Here is a 16098-nt window from a genome sequence, read left to right as displayed (position 1 = left end):
CTCGACGTGCCGCGTTCGACGGCGCACTCGCCGCTCTTCCAGGTGGCGCTGGCGTTCCAGTCGCCGACGCGGTCCCGGTTCGAGCTGGCCGGTCTCGACGTCGACGCTCTGGAGGCGCCGACCGGCTCGGCCAAGTACGACCTGATGCTGACCGTGCTCGAGCGGGCGGATGCCGGCGCCGACGCGGTGCTGACCTACGCGACCGACCTGTTCGACGCCGCGACCGTGACGCGGTTCGGGGAGCGGCTGTGTCTGCTGCTCGCCACGGCACTGGCTGCGCCGGCCACCCCGGTCGGCGATCTCGCGGTGCTCGATGCGGCCGAGCGATCCGCGCTGACCACCGCCCGTGGCGCCGATGCCACGGCGCCGCGGACGCTGGCGCAGATTCTTGCCACCGCGGCGGCGGAGAACGCCGACCGCACCGCGATCGAGTTCGCCGGCGAGCACGTCACCTACGCGGGGCTCGCGGCCCGGTCCAACCGGCTGGCGCGGCACCTGGTCGACCTCGGTGTCGGGCCGGACTCCATGGTGGCGCTGGCAATTCCGCGTTCGGTGGACGCGATCGTGGCGATCTGGGCGGTCGCCGCGACGGGTGGCGCCTATGTGCCGATCGACCCGAAGCTGCCTGCCGACCGGATCACCCACATGGTGACGGACTCCGGTGCGGTGCTCGGCCTGACCACCGCCGAGTTCCACGCCGCGCTGCCGGAGGCGGCCCGCCCCGCGGGTGGCTGGCTCGAGCTCGACGACACGGCGCTCGCCGCGGGCGTAGCGGCCCGGTCCGCGGCGCCGCTGACCGACGCCGACCGCACCGCCGCGCTGTCGGTGGACCACGTCGCGTACATGATCTACACCTCAGGCACCACCGGTCTGCCCAAGGGCGTCGCGGTGCCGCACCGCGGCCTGGCCTCGCTGACCGCCGACGTCGTCGACCTCTACGGCACCTCCACCGCCTCGCGGGTGCTGCAGTTCGCGGCGATCAGCTTCGACGCCGCGGTCGGCGAGATGCTCTCGACGTTCGGGGCAGGCGCCACCATGGTCATCGCCCCGACCGACCTGTACGGCGGCGCCGAGCTCGCCGGCTTCATCCGCGACCAGCGGATCACCCTGGTCGTCGGCACCCCGACGGGCGTGCAGACGATCGACGCCACCGGTCTCGATCTCGTCGAGCGGGTCGTCGTCGGTGGTGACGTGTGTCCGCCGGAGCTGGCGGCCCGCTGGGGTGGCCGGCTGCGCAACGCGTACGGCCCGACCGAGACGACCGTCATCGTCACCATCACCGAACCGCTCGCGCCGGGCACGCCGATCACCATCGGCGCGCCGATGCGCGGCGTGCACGCCCTGGTTCTCGACTCGCGGCTGCGCCCGGTGCCGGTGGGCACCCCCGGCGAGCTGTACATCACCAATGCCGGTCTCGCCCGCGGCTACCACGCCCGCTACGGCCTGACCTCCGAACGCTTCGTCGCCAACCCGTACGGCGCTCCCGGCGAGCGGATGTACCGCACCGGCGACGTGGTCCGGTGGACCGGTTCGATGGACCTGGCGTACGTGGGACGTTCGGACTTCCAGCTCCAGGTGCGTGGTTTCCGCGTCGAGCTCGGCGAGATCGACGCCGCCCTGTCCGCACACCCGGCGGTGGCGTTCGCCGCGACCGTGGGCCGCCCCGGCCCGGCGGGTGACCTCGCGCTGGTCGCGTACGTCCAGCCGGTGGCCGGGACGGCACTGGACACCGACGCCCTCGCGGCGCACATCGCGAAGACCCTGCCGCCGTACATGGTGCCTGCGGTGATCATGGTGCTCGACGAGGTGCCGCTCACCGCCCTCGGCAAGCTCGACCGGTCCGCGCTGCCCGCCCCCGAGTTCGCCGGTGCCGCGGTGTACGTGGCACCGCGCGGCGACGTCGAGACCGGAATCGCCGAGGTGTTCGGCCGGATCCTGAACGCGGAGCGCGTCGGAGCCACCGACGATTTCTTCGACCTCGGCGGCAACTCGCTGGTCGCGACTCGCGTTGTCGGACAGGTCAATCAGGCCTTCGGTACCGCGATCGGCGTGCGCGACCTGTTCGAGGCGCGCACCGTCGCCGAGCTCGCGGCCCGGGTCGTGCGGGGCGGCGACAGCACGCGGCCCGCGCTCGTCGCGCAGCCCCGGGACGGCGCCGTTCCGCTGTCGCTCGCACAGCAGCGGATGTGGTTCCTCAACCGGCTCGATCCGGAGTCGGCGGCCTACAACATTCCGCTGGCGGTCCGGTTGTCCGGTTCGCTCGACGTGGCGGCGCTGCGCGCGGCGCTGCGTGACGTGGTCGGCCGGCAGGAGACGCTGCGCACCGTCTACCCCGATTCTGCGGACGGTGGCCACCAGGTCGTGCTCGACCTCGATGCCGTCGAGCTCGACGTCGCGGCCGAGTCGATCGCGGCCGAGCAGCTGGTCGAGCGCATCACCGCGCTCGCGACCGAAGGCTTCGACGTGACGGCGGAGGTCCCGGTCCGGGCCGCGCTGCTCGAACTGGCCACCGATCGCGACGTCCCGGACGAGCACGTTTTCGTGCTGGTGATGCACCACATCGCCGCGGACGGTGTCTCCCTGACGCCACTGGTGACCGACCTGATGACCGCCTACGCGGCCCGCCTCGACGGGCAGGAGCCGCAGTGGACCGCGCTGCCGGTGCAGTACGCCGACTACGCGATCTGGCAGCGCGAACTGCTCGGCGACGCCGAGGACCCGCAGTCCCGGGCGGCCGCACAGCTGTCGCACTGGACGGGCGCGCTGGCCGGGCTGCCCGACCAGCTCGACCTGCCGACCGACCGGCCGCGGCCCGCCCGCGCCTCGATGCGCGGCGGCCGGGTCGAGTTCGCGATCGACGCCGAGGTCCACCGCGCGGTCGCCGCGATCGCGCGGGCCCAGGGCGCCACCGTGTTCATGGTCATGCACGCCACCCTCGCGGTGCTGCTTGCCCGGTTGAGCACCACCACGGACATCGCGATCGGCACCGCGGTCGCCGGCCGCGGGGAGCCCGAACTCGACGCGCTGGTCGGCATGTTCGTCAACACCCTGGTGCTGCGCACCCGGGTCGAGCCGGAAACCGACTTCGCCACCCTGCTCGAGCACACCCGCACCACCGACCTCGCCGCGTTCGCGCACACGGAGCTGCCGTTCGAGCGGCTCGTCGACGTGCTCAGCCCGTCTCGGTCGCAGTCGCACCATCCGCTGTTCCAGGTGGCGATCGACTTCCAGAGCGCCACGGACGTGCGGCTCGAACTGCCCGGCCTGACGATCTCCCCGGAGGAGATCAGCGCGGACGTCGCGAAGTTCGACCTGCAGCTCTCGCTGAGCGAGCAGGTGGACACCGACGGCCGACCGGACGGCATGCAGGCGGCGTTCACCTACGCCACCGACCTGTTCGACCCCGCCACGGTGCGCACGTTCGCGGACCGGCTGGTGCGGATCTTGTCGACCGTGGTCGTCGATCCGACCATCCCGGTCGGTGACGTGCCGATCCTCGACCCGCGCGAGGAGCACGAACTCGCCGGCGTCGCCGGTCCTGAGGGGCTCCCGCCCCGCACCCTCCCGCAGATCCTCGCGGCGGCCGTCGCGGTCGATCCGGCGCGCGACGCCGTCGACGCCGGGGACACCCGGATCAGCTACCGCGATCTCGATGCCCGCTCGAACCGTCTGGCCCGGCTCCTGATCGACCGGGGTGTGGGTGCCGGCTCCTTCGTCGCCATCGCGATGCCGCGCTCGATCGACACCGTCGCCGCGGTGTGGGCGATCGCGAAGGCGGGGGCCGCCTTCCTGCCGGTCGACCCGAACTATCCGGCCGAGCGCATCGCGCACATGCTCACCGATTCCGGCGTGGCCGTGGGTGTCACGACGTCTCGCCACCGCGCCGCACTGTCGGATCGGGTGGACTGGCTCGTCCTCGACGAGGATGTCGACGCGATCGCCGCCGGGTCCGACGAGGCCGTCGAGCCGGCCCGGCCGGTGCAGGTCGACGACGCCGCGTACGTGATCTACACGTCCGGCTCGACCGGCCAGCCGAAGGGCGTGGTGGTCACCCACCGCGGCCTGGCCGATCTCGTGGCCGAGCAGCGTGCCCACATGCTCATCGAACCGGGCTCGCGCACACTGCAGTTCGCGTCCCCGAGCTTCGACGCGTCGGTGTTCGAGATGCTGATGGCGTTCGGCAGTGCGTCCACCATGGTGATCGCCCCCGCCGACCTGTTCGGCGGTGTGGAGCTCTCCGAGTTCCTGCTGAGCCGGCGGGTGACCCATGCCTGCATCACCCCTGCCGCGCTCGCCGCGGCCGACCCGACCGGCCTCGACACCCTGCGTGTCCTGGCGGTCGCGGGTGACGCGTGCCCGCCGGAACTGGTGGCCCGCTGGGCGCCGAACCGCACGATGCTGAACCTGTACGGCCCGACCGAGGCCACCGTGTGGTCGACGGTGTCGGCGCCGCTGCAGGCCGGTGAGCCGATCACCATCGGTGCCCCCACCCGCGGTTTCCGGGTCGCCGTCCTCGACGGCCGCCTGCGGCCGGCGCCGGTCGGCGTCGCGGGCGAGCTGTACCTGTCCGGTCCGGCGCTGGCGCGCGGCTACCACGCGCGTGGGCCGCTGACGTCGGAGCGCTTCGTCGCCAACCCGTTCGGGCGTCCCGGCGAGCGGATGTACCGCACCGGCGACGTGGTGCGCTGGACCGCCGAGGGCACCCTCGAGTACGTCGGCCGGTCCGACTTCCAGGTCAAGGTGCGCGGGTTCCGCATCGAACTCGGCGAGATCAGCGGCGTGCTGGCCTGCCACGAGAGCGTCGGCTTCGTCACCACCGAGGGCGTCACCGCCCCCGACGGCGGCACCGTCCTGGTCGCCTACGTGCTGCCTGCGGCCGGGCGCACGGTGGACGAAGACACGCTGCGCGCCTTCGCGGCGGAGTTCCTGCCCGCGTACATGGTGCCGTCGCACGTGATCGGGCTCGCCGAGGTCCCGCTGACCCCGGCGGGCAAGCTGGATCGGCGCGCCCTGCCGAAGCCGGAGTTCGTCACCCCCGGCGTCGACTACGTCGCGCCGCGCTCCCTCACCGAGGAGATCGTCGCCGGTGTCTTCGCCGAGGTGCTCGGCGTGGACCGGGTCGGCGTGACCGCGAGCTTCTTCGACCTCGGCGGCAACTCGCTGTCCGCAACCAAGGTCACCGCCCGGGTCGGCGCCGCGCTCGGCGTGCGGATCGGGGTGCGCGAACTGTTCGACGCCCCGTCCGTCGCGGAACTCGCGGCACGCGTGGAACATTCGTCGACCGTGGAGGCGCCGGCGCTGACCGCGACGGCGCGGCCGCAGCGGATTCCGCTGTCGCTGGCGCAGCGTCGGATGTGGTTCCTCAACCAGTTCGACACCGACTCGGCGGCCTACAACGTGCCGATGGCCGTTCGACTGTCCGGTGACCTCGACGTCGCCGCGCTCGAACGGGCCGTGGCCGACGTGCTGGCCCGGCACGAGGTGCTGCGGACGGTGTACCCGGACTCGGCGGACGGTCCGTACCAGGAGATCCTGCCGATCTCGGACCTGCCGGTGTCCCTGACCCCGGTCGCGGTGGTCGAGTCCGAGGTCGTCGGTCGTGCGGTCGAGCTGATCTCCCGCGGCTTCGACGTCACCGCTGCGCCGCCGGTGCGGGTCACGCTGCTGCAGACCTCGCCGACCGAGCGGGTGCTGGTCGTGGTGATGCACCACATCGCCGCCGACGGTGCCTCGGTGGCGCCGCTGGCCCGCGACATCATGGTGGCCTACGGTGCCCGCGCGCACGGTGGCGCGCCGCAGTGGGCCGCCCTGCCCGTGCAGTACGCGGACTACGCGATCTGGCAGCGCGAGACCCTCGGTGCGCCGGACGATTCCGAGTCGCTGATCGCCAAGCAGAGTGCGTACTGGCGGGAGCGGCTCGCAGGACTGCCCGAGGTGCTCGATCTGCCGATGGACCGGCCGCGTCCCGCGGTGCAGTCCACGGCCGGTGCGAACGTCGAGTTCGTCATCGACGCCGACACCCACGCCCGGCTCCTGGACGTGGCCCGCAGCCGCGGCGCCAGCCTGTTCATGGTGCTGCACTCCGCGCTCGCGGTGCTGCTCGCGCGCCTGGGCCGCGAGTCCGACATCGCGATCGGCACCCCGGTCGCCGGTCGCGGCGAGCAGTCCCTCGACGACCTCGTCGGCATGTTCGTCAACACACTGGTGCTCCGCACCGAGGTGGATCCGGGGGCGACGTTCGAGTCGCTGATCGAGGCGGCCCGCGAGACCGACCTGTCCGCGTTCACCCACGCGGACATGCCCTTCGAGCAGTTGGTCGAGGTGCTCGCGCCGACCCGGTCGACGGCGTACTCGCCGCTGTTCCAGGTGATGTTCACGATGCAGAACAACACCCAGGCGACCTTCGAGCTGCCCGGACTGGCCGTGAGCGGACTGACGTCCGACTTCGACGTCGCCAAGTTCGACCTGCAGCTGACCGTCGGCGACGCGCGCGACGAGGACGGCTCGCCCGCCGACCTGACCTCCACCCTGAGCTACGCGACCGCGCTGTTCGACGAGGCGACGGTGCGCGGCTTCGCCGACGCCTACCTGCGGATCCTGGCCGCCGTCGCCGCCGACCCGCAGGTCGTGGTCGGTGACGTGGAGATCGCCGGTGCCGCGGACCTGTCCGCGATCGCCGCGGTCAACGCGACGGCGCACCCGGTGGCCGAGGCCACCCTGGTCGACCTGTTCGACGCTCAGGTCGCCCGCACCCCCGACGCGGTCGCGCTGGTCTTCGAGGGCGAGCGCCTGACCTACGCCGAGTTCGACGCGCGCGCGAACCGTTTGGCGCGCAAGCTGATCGACGCCGGCGTCGGTCCGGACGTGCTCGTCGCCCTGGCGGCGCGCCGGTCGGTGGAGCTGCTGGTCGGCATGTACGCGGTGGTCAAGGCCGGTGGTGCCTACGTGCCGGTGGACCCCGACCATCCCGCCGACCGGACCCGGTACGTGCTCGAGTCCTCCGCGCCGGCCGTCGTGCTCACCGGTGGTGACGTCGACCTCGACGTGCCTGCAGGCACCACGATCTGGTCGCTCGACTCCCTCGACACGAGCGGATACTCGGACGCCCCGGTTGTCGACGCGGAACGTGTTGCGCGGCTGCGTGATTCGAACACCGCCTACGTGATCTACACGTCCGGGTCCACCGGCCGCCCGAAGGGTGTCGCGGTGCCGCACGCGGGCATCGTCAACCGCCTCGAGTGGATGCAGGCGCAGTACCCGATGGGGCCCGAGGACACGGTAGTCCAGAAGACGCCGTCGACCTTCGACGTCTCGGTGTGGGAGTTCTTCTGGCCGCTGCAGGTTGGTGCCACCCTGGTGATCGCACGCCCGGACGGGCACCGCGATCCGCTGTACCTGGCGGAGCTCATCGAGGCGGAGTCCGTCACGACCGCCCACTTCGTCCCGTCGATGCTGTCGGCCTTCACGTCCGTGGTCGACGCCGGGCGGGTGCCGTCCCTGCGTCAGGTCTTCTGTTCCGGCGAGGCACTGACACCGCAGGCCGCGCAGGCGTTCGCCGGCCTGAGTGCGGCGGCGCTGCACAACCTCTACGGGCCGACCGAGGCGTCCGTCGACGTCACGTTCCACCAGTACACGCCGGCCGACACCGCCACGGTGCCGATCGGTGCCCCCGTCTGGAACACCCAGCTGCACGTGCTCGACGGCCGGCTCCGTCCGGTCCCGCTCGGTGTCGCGGGTGAGCTGTATCTGGCGGGCGCCCAGCTCGCACGCGGGTACGTCGGACGCGCCGACCTGTCGGCGGACCGGTTCGTCGCCAGCCCGATGGCCGACGGTCAGCGGATGTACCGCACCGGTGACCTCGTCAAGTGGGTCGAAGGCTCCACCGGCGGACTCGAACTGGTGTACCTGGGGCGGACCGACTTCCAGGTCAAGCTGCGCGGTCTGCGGATCGAGCTCGGCGAGATCGAGTCGGTGCTCCTCGAACAGCCCGAGGTCGCGCAGGCGGCCGTTCTCGTGCGCGAGGACATTCCGGGCGCACAGCAGCTCGTCGCCTACCTGACCGCGGCCCCGGGCGCGGCCCCGCAGGTCGACACGCTGACCTCGGCGCTGTCCGCGAGGCTGCCCGAGTACATGGTGCCGTCGGTGCTGATAGTCCTCGACTCGTTGCCGCTCAACGCATCCGGCAAGCTCGACCGCAAGGCGCTGCCCGCACCGGACCTCACCGACCGGGCGGAGACCTACCGGGCGCCGAGCACCCCGACCGAGACCGTGCTGTGCCGGCTGGTGGCCGAACTGCTCGGCCTGGACCGCGTCGGCGTGGACGACTCGTTCTTCGCGCTCGGCGGCGACTCGATCATGGCCATCCAGCTGGTCTCCCGGGCCAAGCGGGAGGGCATCGTGCTCAAGCCCGCGCTCGTGTTCGAGCACAAGACGATCGCGGCCCTCGCACGGGTCGCGGCGGTCGGTGCCGACGCGGTCACGCTCGAGGAACTGCCGGGCGGCGGCATCGGTGAGCTGCCGCTCACCCCGATCGTGCACTGGATGATCGAGCATCTTCGGGAGTTCGACGAGTTCTCGCAGGCCGTGATGCTCACGCTGCCCGCGGGCATCACCGAGAGCGACCTGCACGCCACCGTGCAGACCGTGCTGGATCACCACGACATGCTGCGCTCGCGTCTGGTGGGCGCAGGCGACGGCGGCCACCTCGCGGTCACCGGCGTCGGGTCGGTGTCCGCGGACGCGGTCATCACCCGGGTTCGGGTGGCCGACGCGCCCGGCTCGGCCGGGTTCGGCGCTCGCGCCGAGGCCGAGATGCGTGCCGCGGCACGCCGCCTCGACCCCGAAGCCGGGTCGATGGTGCAGTTCGTCTGGCTCGACACCGAGCCGTCCGGTGCGGGCCGGCTGCTCGTGCTCGCCCATCACCTGGTGGTCGACGGTGTCTCCTGGCGTGCCCTGGTGCCGGATCTGGCTCTGGCCTGGGTCCGGGCCACGCAGGGCGACGGGCCCGAGCTGTCCGCCGTGGGCACCTCGTTCCGGCGCTGGGCCCACGGCCTGGCCGACGCCGCCGCCGATCGCGTCGTCGAACTGCCGCTGTGGCGGTCCGTGCTGGACGGCCCGGACCCGCTGCTCGGTGCCCGCGCGCTCGATCCCGAGGCCGACACCGTCTCGAGCCTCGCCGACCTGAGGGTCGAACTCGACTCCGGTGTCGCGGAGGCGGTGCTCGGGCGGGTGCCCGCGATGGTGCACGGCACCCCGAACGACGGACTGCTCACCGCGCTCGCGCTGGCGGTCGCGAAGTGGCGGCGGGATCGGGGCGTCGACGCGCCCGGTGCCGTCGTCACCCTCGAGGGCCACGGCCGCGAGGAACAGGCCGTGCCCGGCGCGGACCTCGCCAACACGGTCGGCTGGTTCACCACCGCGTTCCCCGTGCGGCTGGACCTCGACGGCATCGACCTCGACGAGGCGTTCGCCGGCGGTGCCGCGGCCGGAGACGCGATCAAGCGGGTCAAGGAACAGCTGCTCTCGATCCCGGACCACGGCATCGGCTACGGCCTGCTCCGCTACCTGAACGCGGACACCGCCGCCGAGTTGCGGGAACTGCCGGCACCGCAGATCGGGTTCAACTACCTCGGCCGTGTCGCGACCGCCGAGGTCGGTGGCGACGCCGCCTGGGTCCCGGACACCGAATCGGGCAGCCTCGGTGGCGTGCGCGACGCGGGCATGACCGCACCGGTGATCCTCGACATCAACGCATCCGCGGTCGACACCGCCGACGGCACCCGCCTCGGTGCCACCTTCTCGTACGCGACCGGCGTCCTCGACGGCGCCGACGCGCAGGCCATTGCGGACCTGTGGGTCGCGGCACTGACCGCGCTCAGCGAGTACTCCGCCACCCCGGGCGCAGGCGGCCTGACCCCGTCGGACCTCCCGCTGGTCCCGCTGGACCAGGCCGGGGTCGAGCACCTCGAGGCCCGCCACCCGGGTCTGGCCGACGTGTGGTCCCTCTCGCCGCTGCAGGAGGGATTGCTCTTCCACGCGCAGTTCGCGGGTGAGCACCTCGACGCCTACCTGGTGCAGACGGTGCTCGATCTCGAGGGCACCGTCGATCCGCAGCGACTGCGGGCGGCCGGGCAGGCGTTGCTGCGTCGCCACGCGAACCTGCGGGTCGCGTTCGACACCGCCTCCGGCGAACCGGTGCAGATCGTTCCCGCCGAGGTCGAGCTGCCGTGGCAGACAGTCGATCTGGCTGCGTCGCCGGATCCCGATGCGGCGTTCGCCGACCTGCTGCGGCAGGACCGGGCGCGCGGGTTCGACATGGCGACCGCGCCGCTGATCCGGTTCACGCTCGCCGACCTCGGCCAGGGCCGGTACCGGATGGTCTCGACCAACCACCACGTGCTGCTCGACGGCTGGTCGACGCCGCTGCTGCTCAAGGATCTGCTGTACCTGTACGCCACCGGCGGTGACGCATCGACGATGCCGCCTGCGGGCGAGTACCGCGACTTCCTTGCGTGGCTGGCCGGCCGTGACCTCGACGCCTCCACCGCCGCGTGGAAGGACGCGTTCGCCGGTCTCGACGAGCCGTCGCTGCTCGCGCTCGGGGAGGGCGACGGCTCGGTGGAGTCCACCGACCTGTCCCGTTTCGCGTCCGCGGAGCTGACCGCGGACCTGACCGCGCTCGCTCGCAGGCACGGCGTCACCCTGAACACCGTCGTGCAGGCGGCCTGGGGCATCGTGCTGTCGGCGCTCACGTCCCGCACCGACGTGGTGTTCGGGTCGACCGTCTCCGGTCGTCCCGCGGATCTGCCCGGCGTCGAGTCGATGATCGGTCTGTTCATCAACACCCTGCCGGTGCGGGTGGCACTCGACCCGGCCGAGACGCTGACCGGCCTGCTCGAGCGGGTCCAGGTCGAACAGGCCGATCTGCTCGATCACCACTACGTGGGCCTGTCGCAGATCCAGCACACGGTCGGCGCCGCGGCGTCGTTCGACACCCTGACCGTGTTCGAGTCCTACCCGGTGGATCAGGACGCGCTCGCCCAGGCCGCCGACATCGACGGCATGCGGGTGACCGGGCTGCGCGGCATGGACTCCACGCACTACCCGTTGACCCTGGTCGCCAGCGTCGCAGACCGGCTGCACCTGCAGCTGAAGTACCTGACCGGCGTGTACACCGCCGCCGAGGTGCAGACCCTGCTCGACCGGGTGCTTCGGGTGCTGACCGCATTCGCGGACGCGCCGGACCAGCGGGTTGCCGCGCTCGACGTGCTCGGTGTGGCCGAGCGTGAGCAGGTGCTGACCGCGTGGGTCGATCCGGGTGTCGCGACGCCGACGGGCACGCTGCCCGCCGCGTTCGCGCGGCAGGCGGCGGCGTACGTGGACCGCACCGCGGTGGTTGCTGCCGGCGAGCGGTTGTCGTACGGCGAGCTCGCGGAGCGGGTGAACCGACTCGCCCGCGTGCTGATCGCCGAGGGCGTCGGGCCGGAGTCGATGGTCGCGGTCGCGATGCCGCGTACCGCCGACCTGGTGGTCGCCCTGCTCGCGGTGCTCACGGCCGGCGGCGGCTACGTGCCGGTGGATGTCACCTACCCGCAGGACCGGCTGGCGTACATGCTCGCCGACTCGAAGCCGGTGGTCGTGCTCTCCACCGCCGCGGACGTGGACTCGTTGCCGGACAACGACATTCCGAAGCTGCTCCTGGACTCCACGGAGCTGGCGGCCCGGATGTCGCAGGTGTCGGCCGCGCCGGTCACCGACACCGAGCGGGTTGCGGCGTTGTCGCCGCAGCACCCGGCGTACGTGATCTACACGTCCGGTTCCACAGGTCGCCCCAAGGGCGTCGTGGTGCCGCACATGGACGTGCTCACCCTGATGGCGAACACGCAGACCAAGTTCGGGTTCGACGAGACCGACGTGTGGACCATGTTCCACAGCTACGCGTTCGACTTCTCGGTGTGGGAGCTGTGGGGTCCGCTGCTGTTCGGCGGCGAACTGGTCATCGTCGACTACCTGACCTCGCGCTCGCCGGAGGAGTTCCTGGAACTGCTGCGGCGGGAACGGGTGACGGTGCTCAACCAGACGCCGTCGGCGTTCTACCAGCTCGCGGAAGCGGACCGGGTTGCAGGGGAGAGGTCTGTCTCCGGCGCGGGGGACAGGTCTGTCTCCGATCAGCTGAGCCTGCGGTACGTGATCTTCGGTGGCGAGGCCCTCGACCTCGGCCAGCTCGAGCGGTGGTACGAGCGGCACGACGAGCAGTCTCCGCGCCTGGTGAACATGTACGGCATCACCGAGACCACGGTGCACGTGAGCTTCCTGTCCCTCGACCGCGAGTTCGCGCGGGAGTCGAAGGCCAGCGTCATCGGTCGCGGCCTGCCGGGCATGGGTGTGTACGTGCTCGACGCGCGGCTGCAGCCTGCGCCGGTCGGTGTGGTCGGCGAGATGTACGTCCACGGTGGGCAGTTGGCGCGCGGCTACCTCGGTCGCCCCGACCTGACGTCGGACCGTTTCGTGGCGAACCCGTTCGCGACCGGGGCGACGGGGAATGTTGCTGTCGGGGATCGGATGTACCGCACCGGCGACCTGGCGCGCTGGAATGCCGACGGTCAGCTGGAGTACCTGGGGCGCAGTGACTTCCAGGTGCAGCTGCGCGGCTTCCGGATCGAGCTCGGCGAGATCGAGTCGGCGCTGCTGCGCTACGAGGGTGTCGCGGCGTCCGCGGTGCTGGTGCGCTCCGACGAGCACACCGGTGACCGTCTCGTCGGCTACGTCGTCCCCGAGGCCGGTGTCACCGTCGATGCGGATGCGGTACTGGCGTTCGTCGGCGAGTTCCTCGCCGCGTACATGGTGCCGTCGGCGCTCGTCGTGCTCGACGAGTTCCCGCTGACCGCGAACGGCAAGCTGGACCGCCGCGCTCTGCCCGCCCCGGACTTCCTCTCCGCGGCAACCGAGTTCGTCGCCCCCCGGACCCCGGTGGAGGAGGCGATCGCCGCGGTCTTCTCGGAGGTGCTCGGCGCCGAGCGTGTGGGTGTCCACGACAGCTTCTTCGACCTCGGCGGCAACTCTCTCGTCGCGACCCGAGTGGTCGCCCGCGCGAACGCCGCCCTCGACGCCCGCGTCGGCGTCCGGGACCTGTTCGAGGCGCCGACCGTCGCCGAGCTGGCGCAGCGGTTCGAGCACGCCGATCGTGCCGACCGCCCGGCGCTCGTCGCGGGCCCGCGCCCCGACCGGGTGCCGCTGTCGCTGGCCCAGCAGCGGATGTGGTTCCTGAGCCGCTTCGATCCGGAATCCCCGGCCTACAACATCCCGATGGCGGTGCGACTGTCCGGCGAGCTGGACACCGACGCGCTGGCCGCGGCCGTGCGCGACGTCCTGGCCCGGCACGAGTCGCTGCGGACCGTGTTCCCCGACTCCGTCGACGGCCCGGCCCAGGTGGTCGTCCCGGCCGCCGAGGTCGAGTTCGACCTCGCCCCGGTCGCGGTGCCGGAGGCCGAGCTGGCCGCCGCCGTCGTCGCCCTGCTGTCCACCGGCTTCGACGTCACCGCCGCCCCGCCGGTGCGGGCCCGGCTGCTCGCCGTCGACGCCGCAGGAGTGGAGTCTGCGGAACGACCCGCAAGCACCGAGCACGTGCTGGTGATGGTGGTGCACCACATCAGCGCCGACGGCATGTCCATGGCGCCGCTCGCGCGGGACGTCATGATCGCGTACACCTCCCGCGTCAACGGGATTGCGCCGCAGTGGCTTCCGCTTCCGGTGCAGTACGCGGACTTCGCGATCTGGCAGCGCGCGCTGCTCGGGTCCGAGGACGACCCGCAGTCCCTCGCCGCGCAGCAGGTCGACTACTGGACCACCGCGCTCGCCGGGCTGCCGGATGCGCTGGACCTGCCCACCGACCGGCCGCGGCCGGCCGAGCAGTCGATGCGCGGCGGACGCCACATGTTCTCGATCGGCGAGGACACCCGCCGGGCCGTGCACGAGGTGGCGACCGCGCACGGCGCCACCCCCTTCATGGTGTTGCACACGGCACTGACGGTGCTGCTCTCGCGCCTGACCCGGGAGACCGACATCGCGATCGGCACTCCGATCGGTGGCCGCGGCGAGGCCGCGCTCGACGATCTCGTCGGCATGTTCGTCAACACGATCGTGCTGCGGGCACAGGTCGACGGTGACGACACGTTCGCGGACCTGCTCGCCCGCGTCCGGCACTCCGATCTCGGCGCGTTCGGGCACACCGACGTGCCGTTCGAGCGGCTCGTCGACGTGCTGAACCCGACCCGCTCGACCGCGCACCACCCGCTGTTCCAGGTGTCGCTGTCGCTGCAGAACCAGGACCGGGCCGAGTTCGAGCTGCCCGGCCTGACCATCAGCGCCCTCGACCCGGGTGCCGAGGTCACACAGTTCGACCTCGACCTGACGGTCGGCGAGGGCGTCGGCGAGGCCGGCGCACCGGACGGCATGTACGCGTACTTCACCTACGCGACCGACCTGTTCGACGAGTCGACGGTCGCCGGGTTCGCCGAGCGGTTCGTGCGGATCCTCGACGCCGCCGTCGCCGACCCGTCGCTGCGGGTCGGGGACGTCGACGTGCTCGCCCCGGCGGAGCGTGCGCAGGTGCTGCGGACGTGGAACGAGACCGCGACCGAGCTCGCGCCCGCGACGCTCGTGTCGTTGTTCGACGAACAGGTGGCCCGCACCCCGGACCGGGTCGCGGTGCTGTTCGAGGGAGAGCAGCTCACCTACGCCGAGTTCGACGCCGCCGCGAACCGACTGGCGCGGGAGCTCATCGACGCCGGTGTCGGACCGGAGAGCCTGGTCGGCCTCGCGATGCGTCGCTCGCTGGACCTGATGATCGGCATGTACGCGATCGTCAAGACCGGTGGCGCGTACCTGCCGCTCGACCCGGACCACCCGGCCGAGCGCACCGCCTACGTGCTCGCGTCCGCCGATCCGCGCATCGTGCTGACCACCACCACGGACGGTGTGGATCTGCCCGCCGACCGCACCGTGCTGTACGTCGACACCCTCGACCTCTCCGGTCGGGACGCGTCGCCGGTCACCGACGCCGAGCGGATCGCTCCGCTGCGTCCGGAGAACACCGCGTACGTCATCTACACGTCCGGCTCGACCGGGCGGCCGAAGGGCGTCGCGGTCGAGCACGCCGCGATCACCAACCAGACCCGCTGGATGCACGCCCACTTCGGCATGACCGCCGACGACCGGGTGATGCAGAAGGCGCCGATCACCTTCGACGTGTCGGTGTGGGAGTGTTTCGCCGCGCTGCAGGTCGGTGGCCGGGTGGTCGTGCTGCGCCCCGACGGGCACCGCGACCCCGAGTACCTGACCGAGGTGATGGCCGCCGAGGGCATCACCATTGCCGAGTTCGTGCCGTCGCTGCTCGAAATGCTGCTCGCCAGCCCCGACATGGGGGTGCCCGCCTCGATGCGGCACATCCTCGCCGGCGGCGAGGCACTGACCCCGCAGACCGCGCGGAAGATCGCCGATCTCGGTACCGCCGTGGAGAACACCTACGGTCCGACCGAGGCCGCGATCACCACGACCGCGTTCGACGCAGCCGAGGCCGGCGAGTGGATCGTCCCGATCGGCCGCGGGGTCTGGAACACCACCGCCTACGTGCTCGACGCGCGCCTGCAGCCGGTGCCCGTCGGCGTCGCCGGTGAGCTGTACCACGGTGGCGACCAGCTGGCCCGCGGCTACGTCGGCCGTCCCGACCTGACGGCGGACCGGTTCGTCGCGAACCCGTTCGAGGGCAACGGGTCCCGCTTGTACCGCACCGGCGACCTGGTGCGCTGGAATGCGAACGGGCAGCTGGAGTTCCTGGGCCGCACCGACTTCCAGGTGAAACTGCGCGGCCTGCGTATCGAGCTCGGCGAGATCGAGTCGGCGCTGCTGGCGCACCCGCGGGTCGAGCAGGCCGTCGTGGTGCTGCACAGCGACCCGCACACCGGCGACCAGCTGGTGGCGTACGTCGTCGGCGGAGGCGTCGAGCCCGTCGGCGCCGCCGACATCATCGACCCGGCCGAGCTCAAGGCGCACCTGGCGCAGCGGTTGCCGAGCTACATGGTCCCGGCGGCGTTCGTCGCG

Annotated in this window: 1 protein-coding gene (only partly in view); it reads left to right on the top strand. The window is 72.0% G+C overall.

All 16098 nt of this window come from inside a single coding sequence — locus ACWDU4_RS14560, non-ribosomal peptide synthase/polyketide synthase, on the top strand. Of the gene's 43482 coding nucleotides, 15234 precede the window and 12150 follow it; the stretch shown corresponds to coding positions 15235–31332 (codon 5079, complete, through codon 10444, complete); the first complete codon in view begins at position 1. Both the start codon and the stop codon lie outside the window.

The sequence above is a fragment of the Rhodococcus sp. NPDC003348 genome (assembly GCF_053589375.1).
The sequence above is the reverse complement of the archived record's forward strand: the minus strand, read 5'-3'. Positions and strand labels throughout refer to the sequence as shown.